The organism is Flavobacterium sp., assembly GCF_027531905.1.
Lineage (GTDB): Bacteria > Bacteroidota > Bacteroidia > Flavobacteriales > Flavobacteriaceae > Flavobacterium.
The window spans coordinates 87,881-103,662 of sequence record NZ_JAPZSU010000025.1 but is presented as its reverse complement, the minus strand read 5'-3'; the positions used below and the strand labels follow the sequence as shown (position 1 = coordinate 103,662).

Genomic DNA, 15,782 nt, shown 5'->3' with positions numbered 1-15,782 from the left:
CACTTAATTTGCCACTTTCAAAAACAGAAACAATCTCTCGTTTAAAATCTTCTGAATAATGCCGTACTTTTCGAACATTCTTTAAATTTGCTTTCATATAAATTGACTTTTGTGGTCAACCTATATCAGGGACGTACATTGTTCTTTGTTCAGAAATAATAACACATTTTGTAGCTTTTTTTGTAATTCGAAGACAATTCACCTTGTATCGTCACCCAGCCGTATTCAATCTTAACGATAACTTTGTCTTCTAGAATTACCAATTCGATTTTAAGGTCATCATTATTTACTCCAATTTATATATTTTCATTATTTTTTCTAATTCTTTTCCAAAATCAATTTTCAAATCAATCAATTTTCCTGTGTGAATATCAAAAACCCACCCGTAAACTCTTAACCCTCTTTCTTTATGAGCTTCTTGTACAGCAGCAGTTTTAATGATATTGATACATTGTTCTTGTACATTTAACTCAATTAATCGATTATAACGTTTTGAATTTTCTTCAATTTCATCAAGTTCATCTTGATGCAAACGATATACGTCTCTTATATTTCTAAGCCAAGGATTTAGTATTCCTAAATCTGCTGATTGCATAGCTGCTTTTACCCCACCACATTCATAATGTCCACAAACTACAATATTTTGCACTTTTAAATGGCGCACTGCATAATTTAAAACTGACATTATGTTTAAGTCAATTGAAATTACCATATTGGCAACATTTCTATGAATAAAGACTTCTCCAGGATTAGCGCCCATCAAGTCTTCTGCTGTAACTCGGCTATCACTACAACCTATGTATAGGGTTTCTGGGGTTTGTCCTTTGGCAAGATTCTCGAAATAATTTGGATCTTGTGACAATTTTTCAGCAACCCATTTCTCATTATTTTTGGCAATTTGTTCAAAATTCATGTTTTGTTATTTAAAGTAATACATTTTCTATAGGATTTAACTTTTCTGGAAGATCGGTATCTCCAATTATTTCCTTGATATCAATTTCTATATTTACACAAATGGTAGAAATTGGAGTGTCATTTATCGAATTGTCAAAAGGATTTTCGGAATATTCACCTATTTGCTCCATTGTAAAAAATACCCAAGAGATTAATAACGAAAAGGGAAGTGTTAGCCAAATTCCCCAAGAAGCTAAGTTGTGTAGCTCTTTCATCAAACCGAAAGGGACTAGAGTAATAAAAATATTAACGAAAACTCTACTGAAAATTGAATACTGACGAAATAAGGGCGTTGATTTGATGCGTTCACATCCACCTTGGAGATTGAATAATTCGTTGATGTGTTTCACTAAATCACTATGCTCATATTCATCGATTTTATTTTCTCTTTTCAATTTTGTTAAATCAAAAATTTGACTTCTAAGTATGTGTGATGCAGCATTATTTTTTGCTCGAATGGCTTCATAATAATGCATTTTATTGTTTTTTTCTAAAATTTTCTTCAAACCTTCATCAAATGCTAATAATTCATCCCTCTCACCATGAAAAGTTTGATGAAAATTTTCTTTGCTTGTAGCCCACGGAATTGTTTTACGAAGTTGTAATCGCAGTATGTTAATGTATGCTATATGTCTGTATAGTAAATCTTTAGCTATGTCTTTGTCTTCCAATACTGCCATAAGTTGACAGGCATAATTTCGGCTTGTATTTGTAAATCCACCCCATAATCTACGTGCTTCCCAAAGACGATCGTAGGCTTGATTGTTTTTAAAACCTACATAAAAAGCAACGGCAGTACCAATAGAAGCTATTGGAATAAAAGGGATAGCAAGAAATTTAAAGCCACAATATTTGTATAAAACAACTGCTATGCTACTAATAATAAGTGTTTTAAATAAATTTTTTCTAGCAAAATGCCATAATATTTGAAAGGTAAAATCTTTTCCTGTGTACATAATTAATTTTAATATTTATTATTTATCAATTGCAGAACTACTAAAATTGCGCAATTTGAATATTTTGAAAAGCGCCATTAGCCTTGGCATTTTTTACTAAATCCTAGAGTTTTTCTTTTGAAATTTCATAAATCTTTGCAATTAAACTTAAATTATATTTAATTATTGTTTCAATTTAAAATTATTTTTCATGCTATATTCTATTCTTCGGCGTGAAATTTTCTACTTGAAAGGCATAACCAATTTCGTTAAGAAGTATTCTGCACGAACCAAATCGTTTAATTCTTATGAATTTGTTCTAATTCCGTCAATAAAACCTTACTGAACCCATATTACGTTTGATTTAAGTTACTACTTTTGGAAGTAGTCTACTTTTTTCTTTTGCCTTGAGATTCGTTTTTTTTTAACTTAAATTTGAATTTATTTTTTTGATGTAAATTTCGATATTATAATTCCGACAACAGCAACCATATAAAACTGTCCCGCCATACCAAAAAATGCAGTAACCAATCGGCTCATATCGGTTATAGGATAAATATCACCAAAACCAATACTGGTAAGCGTTATAAAACTAAAGTAAGACAACTCATTGTAAATTAAAGAAGGATTGCCTGTGCTAATGCCGTGGAATGAATTACTGAAATTATATTCAATTAATAAATAGGTAAATAAAGCAATCATACTCAAAAGCATGTAACCACAAAAAGAACCGATAATTACATTAATGCGAACTTCTTTAGAGTATGTTATTTGAAACATTACTTCGCTAAAAATAAAGCAATAGTAAATAATAAAAAATAAGGTTAGAATTTGTATAAACCAAAAATGTTGATTTAGGAAAATGAAGCCAAACGGCATTAAAATACTTATAATCGAAAGTATATTTCGAATTGTTTTTATTTTTTTATTGTGTTCTAAATATATGCCAAAACTTGCTATAGAGATTACTACCATATTTAATGGCCAAATGTATTTTAGATAAAAATCATTATTTGGAAAGAATATTTTATCGAAAATTAATAACAATAAAGCTGTCAATAAAAATTCAAATCGATAATTACCTAATTTGGTGTGTACTGTTTTATTTCCCATTTTTAAAATTCGTAACGAAAAAATCCGTCTCTATTATTTGTTTAAACAAAATTGATTTTTTCTTTTTTAGTTAAATCAAAGCCTATTTTAAAATAAAAATCTTCTAATTCTAGTCGAAATCTTCGCGCTAAATTTAGCTTATTTTTTTGAACTTCATTAATTGCTTAAAATAATCGTTTAAAATTCAAGTGGTTTTGCAAACGTAATTGGCCGAATCCGTTGCAGGTGCTATAAAAAGGTATCTTTGATATCATCTAATAATTGTTGACTTTTCTCCAATACCTGTAAAGACTAAAGCATCGAAATGTTTAAACCAGTTAGTCTTATTTTTATTTAAGCCAAACATTCCTTTAATCTCTTTATGTTCAAATAGTATTTGCATAGAATCTATTATCTATTCCATTTAATTGATACAAATTGCTTTCAATTTGTGAGTGTGAAATTGATCAATAATTTGAAATTATTGTACTGCTGAAGTATATCAAAAACTTATTAGCACGCAAACGTTAGAGTGGGATTTTTTACTTTCAAAGAGCATAAGTCTTACCTAATTACAGCTAAGGTTCGGGACTTTTTGCGTATTTTTATAGTTACAAAAAAAATAGAATCCAAATGAAACAATTATTTTCCTTACTGCTCCTTTGTTGTATGAACTTGGTGTCCGCACAAAGGGTGGAATCGCCAACGGGAACTTTGGCGCTTACGTTTCAGCTCACGCCCGACGGTCAACCTACCTATGCGGTGAGCTACAAAAATAAACCCGTTGTAGTACAAAGTGCTTTAGGAATAAGTCTTAAAGAGAAACAAGGTTTGGTCAATCATTTTGAAATTATTGACACAAAAACTAATTCGGTCAATGAAAAATGGACCCCCGTATTAGGTGAACAAGCCCAAATCGTGAATCACTACAATGAATTGATCGTTTCTTTACTAAATAAAGATTCAAAAGTGAAACTCAATTTGGTCTTTAGAGCCTTTGACGAAGGGGTGGCGTTTCGCTATGATTTCCCTAAACAAGAAAACCTGAACTATTTTATCATTTCGGACGAGAAGACGGAATTCAATTTGACCGAAAACAATAAAGTGTTCTGGATTCCGGGAGATTTTGACAGCAATGAATACGTGTACAACGAAACGAAATTCTCCGAAATTGACAACGAAAAACTGAACCTTAACAACGGGATAGGCGTAAAATCCATTCCCGGAAAATACACGGTGCAAACGCCTTTGCAAATGAAATCGCCTTCGGGTGTGTACCTCAATATTTTTGAAGCTGCTGTGGTGAATTATCCCGTGATGCACTTGGATGCTAACGTGCAAAAGTACACGCTAAAAGCCAATTTGGTGCCCAACGCCATTGGAGATAAAGCCTATTTGCAAGCGCCTTGCGTTTCGCCTTGGCGTACGATTATGGTCAGCGATGACGCTAGAAAAATTGTGAGCTCCAAAATGATTTTGAACCTAAACGAACCCTCTAAAATCGAAGATACTTCTTGGATAAAACCAATGAAATATGTGGGGATTTGGTGGGAAATGCACGTGGGGAAATCGACTTGGGATTACGCGGGTTCTCAAAATGCGCAAAACGCAGCGGGCAATCCAATTCCAACAGGCAAACACGGCGCAACTACCGAAAATACCAAACGCTATATTGATTTTGCCGCCAAGCACGGTTTTGATGGCGTGTTGGTCGAAGGTTGGAACGTAGGTTGGGAAGACTGGGTAGGCAACTGGAAAGAAGATGTTTTTGATTTTACGACACCTTATCCTGACTTTAATTTGGCAGAAGTTTCGGCATACGCCAAAGCCAAAAACGTAAAAATGATTATGCATCACGAGACTTCGGGGTCTGTGGGCAACTACGAACGCCACTTGGACCGCGCATTAGATTTGATGAAGAAATTCGACTATCCTGCGGCCAAAACGGGCTATGTGGGCAAAATCATTCCGCGTGGCGAATTCCACGATGGACAAGCGATGGTGAATCACTTTAATTTTGTGGCGCGTCGCTTTGCCGATAACAAATTGATGGTCAACTCACACGAATGTTCGCACCCAACAGGCTACAGCCGTACTTATCCAAACTACATCGCGGCGGAATCGGCTCGTGGAAACGAATTCAACGCTTGGAGCAACGGAAATCCGCCAGCACACGAAACCATTTTGCCTTTCACGCGTCAGTTGGGCGGCCCTATGGATTACACCCCGGGGATTTTTGAAATCAAAATGAGCTACTACGATAAAAACAAAATCGAGCAAGTACACACCACTTTGGCGAAGCAATTGGCCTTGTACGTGACGATGTATTCTCCCTTGCAAATGGCGGCCGACTTGATTGAAAACTACGAGAAATATCCCGATGCTTTTCAGTTCATCAAAGACGTGGCGATGGATTGGGACGAGAGTTTGTATCTAGAAGCAGAACCCGGCGATTATCTTACCGTGGCCAGAAAAACCAAAGGCAAAGACACTTGGTTCCTAGGCGCCATCACCGATGAAAATGCCCGAACCACCGAAATCAAATTGGATTTCCTAACCAAAGGCAAAAAATACAAAGCCATCATCTACGAAGACGCCAAAAATGCACATTGGGAGAAAAACCCAATCGCTTACACCATCAAAACACAAGTGGTAACATCGGCTAGCAAACTCAAACTGCAATTAGCCGATGGGGGAGGAACCGCCATTAGTTTCGAACCACTTCCTTAATTTTCAGGAGCATACGCAGGCGGAGCACCACACGCGTCGTCCCGCTCTCCGCTCTATCTTTTTTACATAAAAACCTAGTAGTGGGTTACTACTAGGTTTTTATGTAAAAAAGGATGCCACTGCGATTGGGGCTAGGGGACACGACTCTTTTTTATAAGAAGTTTTGAAAAAAGCTTATTTAAAAATGAAGTATCACTTACCAACCTGCGAGCTCTTTTTCGAGACCTTGTAGGTTTTCATAATTTCCCGCTTATACCTACAAGGTTAAAAAAAACCTAGCAGGAAATCTCAAAAAAAACATCGGATTAAAACCACAATCGATTAAATTCCATTCCAACAGAACTTGTACATCCGATAGAGATTCGTAGACTCGACTATTTTGTAAAGCTGGACTTGATTTAGTTTCGCTATACACCTGCAAGGTCTTTTTCTAGACCTTGTAGGTTTTGATAATTTCCCGCTTATACCTATAAGGTTAAAAAAACCTTGCAGGAAATCTCTAAAAAAACATCGGATTAAATTCCATTCCAACGGAACATATACATTCGGCAGAAAGTCGTAGACTCGACCCATTTTGTAGGACTGGACTTCAGTCTAGTCCACACAAAGCAAATCGAAAGAGCCGAAGGCTCGATGTACACCAATCACAACAACCTTAAACAATCTAAAACGACCATAAACCCTAAACAATTAACCAATTAAACTTTAAACAACCTTAAACAATTTTAAATTACCCTAAACTACCCTAAACTACCCTAAACCATAAACAATTAACCATAAACTTTAAACAACCTACCTAATATTTCATAAACTTTCCCGAAATTGCCACCAACTATAAAGTTCCAAAACCAACCTAAAACTATGAAGAAAACTTTTTTTACAGCCCTATTGCTAAGCCTTGGCGGAGTCGTTTTTTCGCAATCATCAGAGGAGTTGCAACTCAAAGCCATTTACCAATCCGCATTGACCAAAGGGCAAGGCTACCAATGGCTGGACTATCTTTCTAACCAAATCGGACACCGCTTATCAGGCTCTGATAATGCTGAAAAAGCAGTACAATACACCAAAGCACAATTAGAAACCTTAGGGTTAGATAGAGTGTTTTTACAGGAAGTAATGGTGCCAAAGTGGGTGCGTGGTGCTAAAGAAACCGCTTATATCAAAGATGGAAAAAACAAAATTGAAGTGCCAATTTGTGCTTTGGGCGGGTCGATTGCTACACCAAAAAAGGGTTTGCTAGCTCCCGTAATCGAAGTACATAGCATCAAAGAATTAGAAAGCTTGGGAACGGCTTTAAAAGGAAAAATAGTCTTTTATAACCGCCCAATGGACGCAGAACAAATCGAAACTTTTAAAGCTTACGGACATTGTGTAGATCAGCGTTCTTCTGGTGCGAGAGAAGCAGCAAAATATGGTGCAGTGGGAACGATTATACGTTCAATGAATTTACGTTTGGATGATTTTCCACATACTGGTAATCAAAGCTATGGTGATTTACCCCAATCACAATGGATTCCTACGGCAGCAATCAGTACCAATGGCGCTGAATTATTGAGTAAAAAGTTAAAAGAAAACCCGCAATTACAGTTTTACTTTAAGCAATCGTGTGAACAAAAGGCCGATGTGTTGTCTTATAATGTGGTAGGCGAACTCAAAGGAAGTACAACCCCCGAAAATATTATGGTGGTTGGCGGTCATTTGGATTCGTGGGATTTGGCTGATGGCTCTCACGATGATGGAGCAGGAGTGGTGCAAAGTATGGAAGCCCTACGTATCTTGAAACAGCTTAACTATAAACCTAAAAACACGATTCGTGTAGTATTGTTCATGAATGAAGAAAATGGCAACCGTGGTGGAAAAAAATATGCGGAACTGGCACAGCTAAACCAAGAAAACCACATTTTTGCGCTCGAAAGTGATTCGGGGGGCTTTTCGCCTAGAGGTTTCTCGTTCGAATGCAATGACGAGGAATTTGCTAAATTTAGCAGTTGGAAAGGGTTATTTGAACCCTATTTGATTCATAGTTTTGTAAAAGGACATAGCGGAACGGATATTGGTCCATTAGCATCCAAGCATATCGTCAAAGCAGGACTCAAACCCGATTCTCAACGCTATTTCGATTACCATCACGCGGCCAACGATACCTTTGATGCCATCAACAAAAGAGAATTGGAATTGGGAGCAGCTACTATGGCTTCTTTGTTGTATTTGATGGATCAAAAAGGCTTGTAACTATGAAACCCGCTGAAGCCTATATTTTCAATCAGCCGCACTTGTACCAAAGTATTATGTTGCATTTACTTCAGGTGATTCAGCAACAACTACCTGAGAGTGAAGTGATGTTCAAATGGGGCATTCCTTATGTGTATTATAAAAAGAAACCCTTTTGTTATCTCGCTCCCAATCATAAGAAAGGATTTGTCGATTTGGGTTTCGCCAAAGGATTTCAATTGCAACGCAATCAATCAGAGTTAGTGGACGAGAAGCGAAATACCGTAAAATCGCTACGTTATACTAGTTTAGAAACCATAGACCACGATGTTTTACTAGATGTGCTCGCTGAAGCCATCGATTTATACTAACGAAAAAGTCCTCGAAATGCTCGAGGACTTTTTTGTTTCACTAAAGAACTTTTTGATATTATTTGATTTCTTTCTCTTGGCTTTCTTTGCGCTCTAATAAAGCCATATAAAAACCGTCAAATCCAGATTCAGAAGCCAATATTTTATGGTCTTTGATAAAAGTAAATTCTTTTCCGATGTCTGTTCCCAAAAAGCGTTTCACCTGTTCTTGATTTTCAGAAGGTAAAATGGAACAAGTAGCATACACTAATTTACCTCCAGGTTTTACAATTTTAGAATAACTTTCCAAAACCTCCGACTGTACTTTTCGGATATTATCGATAAACTCTGGTTGTAATTTCCATTTAGCATCAGGGTTTCTTTTTAAAACTCCAAGTCCACTACAAGGTGCGTCAATAAGTACTCTATCGGCTCTTTGATGCAATTTTTTAATGACTTTAGTCGAATCAATAATGCGGTATTCAATATTGAAAGCTCCGTCTCTTTTGGCTCTTAGTTTTAATTGTTTGAGTTTACTTTCGTACAAATCCATGGCAATTAATTGTCCTTTGTTTTCCATCAAAGCGGCAATATGCAATGTTTTTCCGCCTGCACCCGCACAAGTATCTACTACTCGCATCCCAGGTTTTACATCTAGAAAAGCGGCTACAAGTTGTGAATTAGCATCTTGAACTTCAAACAAACCTTCTTTGAAAGCATCGGTCAAAAACACATTCGCTCTTTCTTTTAAGACTAAAGCTTCTGGTTGATCTTTCAACATTTCAGTATCAATGTTTAGATCCATTAAGATGGCTCTTAATTTTTCTCGAGTTGTTTTCAAGGTATTTACCCTTAGTACCACTTTGGCTGGTTGGTTTTGAGCGGTAATTTCTTTCGACCAAACTTTTTCTCCTAGTTCTTTAACACCAACTTCGTCCATCCAATCTGGAATCGATTCTTTGAAGGTTCTGATTTTGGAAAGTTCGTCAAAACGTCCTTTAATTTTACGTTCTGGTGTGCCTTCTAATTGTCTCCAATCTGGAATTGGATATCCTCTTAAAACCGCCCAAACGGCAAAAATTCTCCAAAGATTATCTCTGTCAAATGGTTCTTTTACTTCGGCAATCTCAGCATATAGTCGTTTCCATCGTACAATCTCGTAGATGGTTTCGGCAACAAATTTACGGTCTGCACTTCCCCAACGTTTGTCTTTTTTTAAAGAACGGGCTACTACTTTATCGGCATATTCTCCTTCATTAAATATGGCATTTAAGGCATCAATAGTAGTATAAACTAAATTTCTGTGTAATCTCATTTTGAATTATTGAACTGCAAAGGTACTATTTATTGATTGAAAGTTAAATTTTTAGTTGGTAATGTTGTTCTTAATGTTTTTTGAGGATAAAAAAAAGCACTGCTTTTACAGTGCTTTTTAAGGTATACCTAGAATTGTTATTTGATTCTTTTAAGTCCTAAACTTTCAGGAGCATGCAGTACCATTGGGAATTTTTCAATTTTTACAGAACTGCTATCCAATCCAAAAGCACTTTCTTCAGATAAACTCAACTTTTTGATTAAGAAATAAGAGTTCATGATGATTTTTTCATGCCATAACAAATCAGAATCATTGGATAAGAATTTTTCTGAAAGCACAAATTTGAAATCGCCTACAATATTGTTTTTATTAAGAGATTCATATCTACTAGTAACATCTACTTCACCTTTTTTTACCATGTCAACAATTACTTCACGGAACATTAGATTGATTTTTGTTGGTTCTCTGAAACCAAGATTAAAATCGACTCTGTAAATATCATCTTTAACAATTTCAGTGACTTTATATTCCTTTTTATAAGGTTCATTCAATACGTTTACATGAACAAACCAATAAATATCCGCTCTTTTGGGTCTTTTTTGAAGAATAGAATAAGTGACTTTTTCTTCAATCTCATCTACACGACCTGCATTAGTCATATACACCAAGTGTGTAGCATATTTTGGGATTGATAAGTCATGACTTAATTCCACCAATACTTTTTTAAAGTCTTCAATTTTGACAATTTTAGTATAGTTCTTGTTGATTTTTTTCGCTAAATACCAAATAGTCATTACAGAAATTAGGAGTATGGCTATAAATAATGTAACATAACCTCCTTCGGCAAACTTGGTAATGTTAGCAGCTAAGAAACTGAATTCTATAATGAGATAAATAGTAATCAACGGCATGAAAAAGTACCATTTTACGCGTTTCATGATTAAGTAATAATTCAGCAAAATAGTGGTCATAATCATGCAAAGAATAATGGCTAAACCATAAGCATGTTCCATGTTGCTAGATTCTTCAAAATGCAGTACAATACCTATACATCCTACTAATAATAGCCAATTGATAGATGGAATATAGAGTTGTCCTTTTAATTCCGTTGGGTATTTAATTCTTACTTTTGGCCAGAAATTTAATCTCATGGCTTCATTTATAAGCGTAAATGAACCACTTATTAAAGCTTGTGAGGCAATAACGGCGGCCAGTGTAGCTACCACAATACCAAAAGGTTGAAACCAACTTGGCATTATTAAGTAGAACGGATTTCCGTTTTCTCCACCTAAGGCTTGTAGTGTTACTCCTCCATGTTGAATTAGGTAGGCAGCTTGTCCAAAGTAGTTTAAGACTAATGCTGTTTTTACAAAAATCCAACTTATTCTGATGTTTTTTCTACCACAATGTCCCATGTCAGAGTATAAGGCTTCTGCACCTGTTGTACATAAAAATACAAAGCCTAGTACAAAGAAGCCATCGGGGTGAATGGATAGTAAATGATAGGCATAATAAGGATTTATTGCTTTAAAAACTTCTGGATGAGAAGTGATTTGAATAGTACCTAAAATGGCTAACATCAAAAACCAAATGGTCATCATTGGAGCAAAAAATTTCCCTACTAACTTTGTCCCAAATTGTTGTATCGTAAACAAAATCACTAAAATTCCTATTACAATGGGAACAGTATTGATTTCTGGATTAAACGTTTTGATACCCTCTACTGCCGACGAAACGGATATGGGTGGAGTAATGATTCCATCGGCTAGCAAGGCACTACCTCCAATAATTGCAGGAACGATTAGCCATTGAATTTTCGTTTTTTTGACAAGTGCATATAGTGCAAAAATCCCACCTTCTCCATGATTGTCAGCGCTTAGGGTAAGGATTACATATTTTAATGTGGTTTGAAGCGTAAGTGTCCAAAACACACAAGATACTCCTCCTAATACAACATCTGGGTCGATGATGTGTTCGCCAAGTATGGCTTTCATTACGTATAAAGGTGATGTCCCAATATCACCATAAATGATTCCTAATGAAATCAATAAACCACCTAACGTTAATTTGCTGTGTAGGTCTTTGTGCGATGTGCTCATGGATAATTTTTATAAAACTGCTTCAAATTTACTGCTTTTGTATAAAATAAAAGATGTATTTATTAAAAAGAAACATGGTGTTTCAAGAAATAATTTTAGAAAGTAAATTTTTCTTTATTTTTCAGTACTTTATAGAGTGTTGTTTTTGCTTTTTCATTTTTTTGTAAAATTATGAGAATTAAATAGGTACTTTTAAGGAGTATAAAATAGGTATACAAACTAGGCCATTAATTCATTTAACAAATTGTAAATACTATGTTTTTAGAACAAGGAGTTACTCCACAAAATCATTTTTATAAATATCTATTAGGATCATTGATTATATTCTTTATGGCTTTTGTTGGTCAAGTTCCTATGATGATTGCGTTTTTTTTTAAGGCAGCAAAAGATCATAAAACTGTTCCAATGACCAACGAGGGGTTGATGCATTTTTTTGAACCTAATACTACTTTATTTTTAATGTTACTCTCCTTTGTTTTTGCTTTAGTTGGTGTTTTTATAGTGATTAAATATATTCATAAACAAACCATTTTGTCAGTAACAACAGCGAGATCCAAAATGGATTGGAATCGTGTATTTTTTTCATTTGCGCTTTGGGCAATAGTTGGAATAGCGAGTACCTTAATAGAATGGTTTGTCACCCCAAATCATTTCGAAATTAATTTCAAACCTATCCCTTTTTTGATTTTAGCGATTATTGGTTTGTTGTTGATTCCCATTCAAACTACTACTGAAGAATACGTTTTTAGAGGCTATTTGATGCAAGGATTTGCTAATTTGTCCCGAAATAAATGGATTCCTCTCCTTATGACTTCTCTGATTTTTGGATTGATGCATTTGTCCAATCCTGAAGTTGTTAAAATGGGAAATGGTATTATGATTTATTATATTGGCACGGGTCTTTTTCTAGGTGTTATCACTTTGATGGATGATGGAATGGAATTAGCACTAGGTTTTCATGCTGCAAACAATTTAATTGGGGCTTTATTGGTGACTTCTGATTGGTCGGCTTTTCAAACGCATTCCATATTGAAAGATGTTTCAGAACCTACCTTTGGTTTTGATGTTATCTTGCCTGTAATACTTATATACCCAATACTTTTGATTATCTTTGGTAGGAAATACAATTGGAATAACTGGAAAGAAAAACTTACAGGAAATATACACAATAACGTCCTTACTATAAAAGAATAAATTACTACTACTATGAAAACAGTAACCTATAAGAATGTTCATAATCATTTTAAATTTAATGGTGTTCACTTAGATCGCGAACAACTATGCATGGTGGCCTACTCTTTTGTTAAAGAAGGTGCTGATTTTCAAAAATCTCTTGGTGATTTTTTAATTGATTGGTTTGATAACAAGTCATTTATCGAAATGAACACCTCTGGAACTACTGGAATTCCAAAATTGATTCAAATAGAAAAAGAAGCAATGGTTAATTCGGCTTTGGCTACAGGAGATTTTTTTGATTTAAAACCTGGCGATAGAGTTTTGCATTGTCTTCCTGCAGATTACGTTGCGGGTAAAATGATGTTTGTGCGTTCTTTTATATTAGGTTTGGATATGGATTTTGTAGAGCCGAATTCGAACCCTTTAGAATATAATGATGAAAAATATGATTTTGCTGCGATGGTTCCATTACAGGCCAAAAACGCTTTGGATAAACTAAAAAATATTAAAAAAATCATTATTGGTGGTGTGAAAATTAATAATTCTCTCGAGCAAGAATTAGTGAAATTGCCGAATGAAATTTATGAAACCTACGGAATGACCGAGACAATTACTCATATTGCTGCTAAACGAGTGGGGGAAAAAGCGTTTAGAGTACTTCCTAATGTAACGGTTTCTACTAACGAGCATAATTGTTTGATTGTTCATGCCAAAAATATTAGCACTGAACCCATTGTAACTAATGATATTGTAGAATTAATTTCAAATAAACAGTTCGTTTGGTTGGGGCGTTTTGATACTGTGATTAATAGTGGCGGAATTAAGTTAATTCCGGAGAAAATAGAAGAGAAATTATCTGCCCACATTCCAAGTCGTTATTTTGTGCATGGACAAGCCGATGATGTTTTGGGAGAAAAAGTGGTGTTGTATGTTGAGGGTGAACCAATGTCAATTAACGAAGCTGTTTTTACTTCATTAGACAAATATGAAAAACCAAAAAATATTGTTTTCATTCCAAAGTTTAAAGTGACGGCTACAGGCAAAATAGTTCGAAAAGAGAGTATCGATTCATTATTACTTGCTAAAACAATAGATAAAAAAAGAGCTGAAAAATAATCAGCTCTTTTTTTTATAGTTTATGTTTGAATCACGCCTAAATTAAATTTTTTCTCAATGGGAGCGTGATTGGCAGCTTCAATTCCCATCGAAATCCATGTTCGTGTATCTAAGGGATCAATGATAGCATCGGTCCATAATCTAGATGCGGCATAATAAGGAGAGACTTGTTCGTCATATTTTGCTTTAATCTTAGTAAATAATTCGGCTTCTTTTGCTTCATCTACCACTTCACCTTTTGCTTTTAAAGAAGAAGCTTCAATCTGTGCCAATACTTTTGCAGCTTGAGCGCCGCCCATAACTGCTAATTCTGCACTAGGCCATGCGAAAATTAATCTAGGATCATAAGCTTTGCCACACATAGCATAATTACCAGCTCCATAGGAATTTCCAACAATTACAGTGAATTTTGGTACTACAGAATTAGATACTGCATTAACCATTTTGGCTCCATCCTTAATGATTCCGCCATGCTCAGATTTTGAACCTACCATAAATCCAGTAACATCTTGTATGAAGACTAATGGGATTTTCTTTTGGTTACAATTGGCAATAAATCGAGTAGCCTTATCAGCAGAATCCGAATAGATAACACCACCAAATTGCATTTCCCCTTTTTTGGTTTTGACTACTTTACGTTGATTCGCAACAATGCCTACTGCCCAACCATCTATTCGAGCATATCCTGTAATAATCGTTTGTCCATAGCCGTCTTTGTAGGGTTCAAATTCAGAGTTATCAACCAATCGTTTGATAATTTCAAGCATATCATATTGTTCGTTTCTCGCTTTCGGAAGTATTCCGTAAATTTCTTTTTCATCTAAAGCGGGTTTTTCTCCTTTGATGCGATTAAATCCAGCTTTTTCAAAAGCTCCAATTTTACTAACAATGTTTTTGATTTTATCCAAAGCATCTTTGTCATCTTTGGCTTTATAATCTGTAACTCCTGAAATTTCGCAATGTGTTGTCGCTCCACCTAAGGTTTCGTTATCAATACTTTCGCCTATGGCAGCTTTGACCAAATAACTTCCGGCCAGGAAAATACTTCCAGTTTTATCTACAATTAAGGCTTCATCGCTCATGATAGGTAAATAAGCGCCACCAGCCACACAACTTCCCATTACTGCTGCGATTTGCGTGATTCCCATGCTGCTCATTTGGGCATTATTTCTGAAAATCCGACCAAAATGTTCTTTATCTGGGAAAATTTCATCTTGTAAGGGTAAATATACTCCTGCACTATCTACTAAATAAACAATTGGAAGTCTGTTTTCCATCGCAATTTCTTGTGCGCGTAGGTTTTTTTTACCCGTTATCGGAAACCATGCTCCCGCCTTAACAGTGGCGTCATTGGCAACAATAATGCATTGTTTGCCTTGAATGTACCCAATTTTTATAATTACTCCTCCCGAAGGACAACCGCCATGTTCAGTATACATTCCATCTCCGACAAAGGCGCCTATCTCAATGCATTTATTTGGGTCGTCTACTAAATAATCGATTCGTTCTCTGGCTGTCATTTTGCCTTCGGCATGCAGTTTTTCTATTCTTTTTTCGCCTCCGCCTAATTTTACTTTTGCAAATTTATGGCGTAATTGGGATAAAAGAAGTTTATTGTGATCTTCGTTTTGATTGAAGTTTAAATCCATAAGGGTTAGTTAGTTTTTTTAGTTAGCTAATTTACGAAAAGGATTGAAATCTTTTTAATTGGTCTTTTGCTTTGGGTGAAAAAGAAAATGTTTTTTTGTTTTTTACGCAAAAAAAGCAGAAAATTAATCCTGCTTTTTTGAGAATTTATTAAAAA

Annotated in this window: 11 protein-coding genes; 5 read left to right on the top strand and 6 right to left on the bottom strand. The window is 35.2% G+C overall.

Annotated features, from left to right (window positions below; all coding sequences use genetic code 11):
* Nucleotides 1-286: 286 nt before the first annotated feature.
* From O9307_RS07950 to O9307_RS07940, 3 genes are all read right to left on the bottom strand, one after another.
* On the bottom strand, nt 287-913 hold the full coding sequence (locus tag O9307_RS07950; RefSeq protein WP_298297420.1) for a carbonic anhydrase: 627 nt from the start codon (nt 911-913) through the stop codon (nt 287-289).
* A gap of 10 nt (nt 914-923) precedes the next feature.
* Nucleotides 924-1,910, bottom strand: a complete 987-nt coding sequence (locus O9307_RS07945) for a bestrophin family ion channel (RefSeq protein ID WP_298297417.1) — start codon at nt 1,908-1,910, stop codon at nt 924-926.
* A gap of 420 nt (nt 1,911-2,330) precedes the next feature.
* Nucleotides 2,331-2,669 (bottom strand): potassium channel family protein, encoded by a 339-nt coding sequence (locus O9307_RS07940; RefSeq protein WP_298297414.1) that lies wholly within the window; start codon nt 2,667-2,669, stop codon nt 2,331-2,333.
* 945 nt (nt 2,670-3,614) lie between these two features.
* On the opposite strand from O9307_RS07940, the gene O9307_RS07935 reads away from it, so the two are divergent.
* The 3 genes from O9307_RS07935 (at nt 3,615) to O9307_RS07925 (ending at nt 8,293) form a co-directional block, all read left to right on the top strand.
* Entirely contained in the window at nt 3,615-5,711 is a 2,097-nt protein-coding gene (locus O9307_RS07935; RefSeq protein ID WP_298297411.1) for a glycoside hydrolase family 97 protein, read from the top strand.
* An 861-nt stretch (nt 5,712-6,572) separates the two neighbouring features.
* A complete protein-coding gene (locus O9307_RS07930) occupies nt 6,573-7,943 on the top strand; it encodes a M20/M25/M40 family metallo-hydrolase (protein ID WP_298297408.1) in 1,371 nt (456 codons plus the stop codon).
* 2 nt (nt 7,944-7,945) lie between these two features.
* On the top strand, nt 7,946-8,293 hold the full coding sequence (locus O9307_RS07925) for a DUF1801 domain-containing protein (protein ID WP_298297405.1): 348 nt from the start codon (nt 7,946-7,948) through the stop codon (nt 8,291-8,293).
* Between the two features lie 58 nt (nt 8,294-8,351).
* On the opposite strand, the gene O9307_RS07920 is transcribed toward O9307_RS07925, so the two are convergent.
* Nucleotides 8,352-9,587 (bottom strand): methyltransferase domain-containing protein, encoded by a 1,236-nt coding sequence (locus O9307_RS07920; RefSeq protein ID WP_298297402.1) that lies wholly within the window; start codon nt 9,585-9,587, stop codon nt 8,352-8,354.
* A gap of 137 nt (nt 9,588-9,724) precedes the next feature.
* Nucleotides 9,725-11,686 (bottom strand): KUP/HAK/KT family potassium transporter, encoded by a 1,962-nt coding sequence (locus O9307_RS07915; protein WP_298297399.1) that lies wholly within the window; start codon nt 11,684-11,686, stop codon nt 9,725-9,727.
* Between the two features lie 255 nt (nt 11,687-11,941).
* On the opposite strand from O9307_RS07915, the gene O9307_RS07910 reads away from it, so the two are divergent.
* Together O9307_RS07910 and O9307_RS07905 are read left to right on the top strand one after the other, a co-directional pair.
* Nucleotides 11,942-12,880, top strand: a complete 939-nt coding sequence (locus O9307_RS07910; RefSeq protein WP_298297396.1) for a type II CAAX endopeptidase family protein — start codon at nt 11,942-11,944, stop codon at nt 12,878-12,880.
* A gap of 12 nt (nt 12,881-12,892) precedes the next feature.
* Nucleotides 12,893-13,978 (top strand): AMP-binding protein, encoded by a 1,086-nt coding sequence (locus O9307_RS07905; protein ID WP_298297393.1) that lies wholly within the window; start codon nt 12,893-12,895, stop codon nt 13,976-13,978.
* Nucleotides 13,979-13,998: 20 nt separating this feature from the next.
* On the opposite strand, the gene O9307_RS07900 is transcribed toward O9307_RS07905, so the two are convergent.
* Nucleotides 13,999-15,627, bottom strand: a complete 1,629-nt coding sequence (locus tag O9307_RS07900; RefSeq protein WP_298297390.1) for a carboxyl transferase domain-containing protein — start codon at nt 15,625-15,627, stop codon at nt 13,999-14,001.
* Nucleotides 15,628-15,782 lie beyond the last annotated feature (155 nt).

What these genes read in the sequence shown, in the direction of transcription:
- O9307_RS07950 (WP_298297420.1), bottom strand. Translation starts at nt 913, where the DNA reads ATGAATTTTGAACAAATTGCCAAAAATAATGAGAAATGGGTTGCTGAA.
- O9307_RS07945 (WP_298297417.1), bottom strand. Translation starts at nt 1,910, where the DNA reads ATGTACACAGGAAAAGATTTTACCTTTCAAATATTATGGCATTTTGCT.
- O9307_RS07940 (WP_298297414.1), bottom strand. Translation starts at nt 2,669, where the DNA reads ATGTTTCAAATAACATACTCTAAAGAAGTTCGCATTAATGTAATTATC.
- O9307_RS07935 (WP_298297411.1), top strand. Translation starts at nt 3,615, where the DNA reads ATGAAACAATTATTTTCCTTACTGCTCCTTTGTTGTATGAACTTGGTG.
- O9307_RS07930 (WP_298297408.1), top strand. Translation starts at nt 6,573, where the DNA reads ATGAAGAAAACTTTTTTTACAGCCCTATTGCTAAGCCTTGGCGGAGTC.
- O9307_RS07925 (WP_298297405.1), top strand. Translation starts at nt 7,946, where the DNA reads ATGAAACCCGCTGAAGCCTATATTTTCAATCAGCCGCACTTGTACCAA.
- O9307_RS07920 (WP_298297402.1), bottom strand. Translation starts at nt 9,587, where the DNA reads ATGAGATTACACAGAAATTTAGTTTATACTACTATTGATGCCTTAAAT.
- O9307_RS07915 (WP_298297399.1), bottom strand. Translation starts at nt 11,686, where the DNA reads ATGAGCACATCGCACAAAGACCTACACAGCAAATTAACGTTAGGTGGT.
- O9307_RS07910 (WP_298297396.1), top strand. Translation starts at nt 11,942, where the DNA reads ATGTTTTTAGAACAAGGAGTTACTCCACAAAATCATTTTTATAAATAT.
- O9307_RS07905 (WP_298297393.1), top strand. Translation starts at nt 12,893, where the DNA reads ATGAAAACAGTAACCTATAAGAATGTTCATAATCATTTTAAATTTAAT.
- O9307_RS07900 (WP_298297390.1), bottom strand. Translation starts at nt 15,627, where the DNA reads ATGGATTTAAACTTCAATCAAAACGAAGATCACAATAAACTTCTTTTA.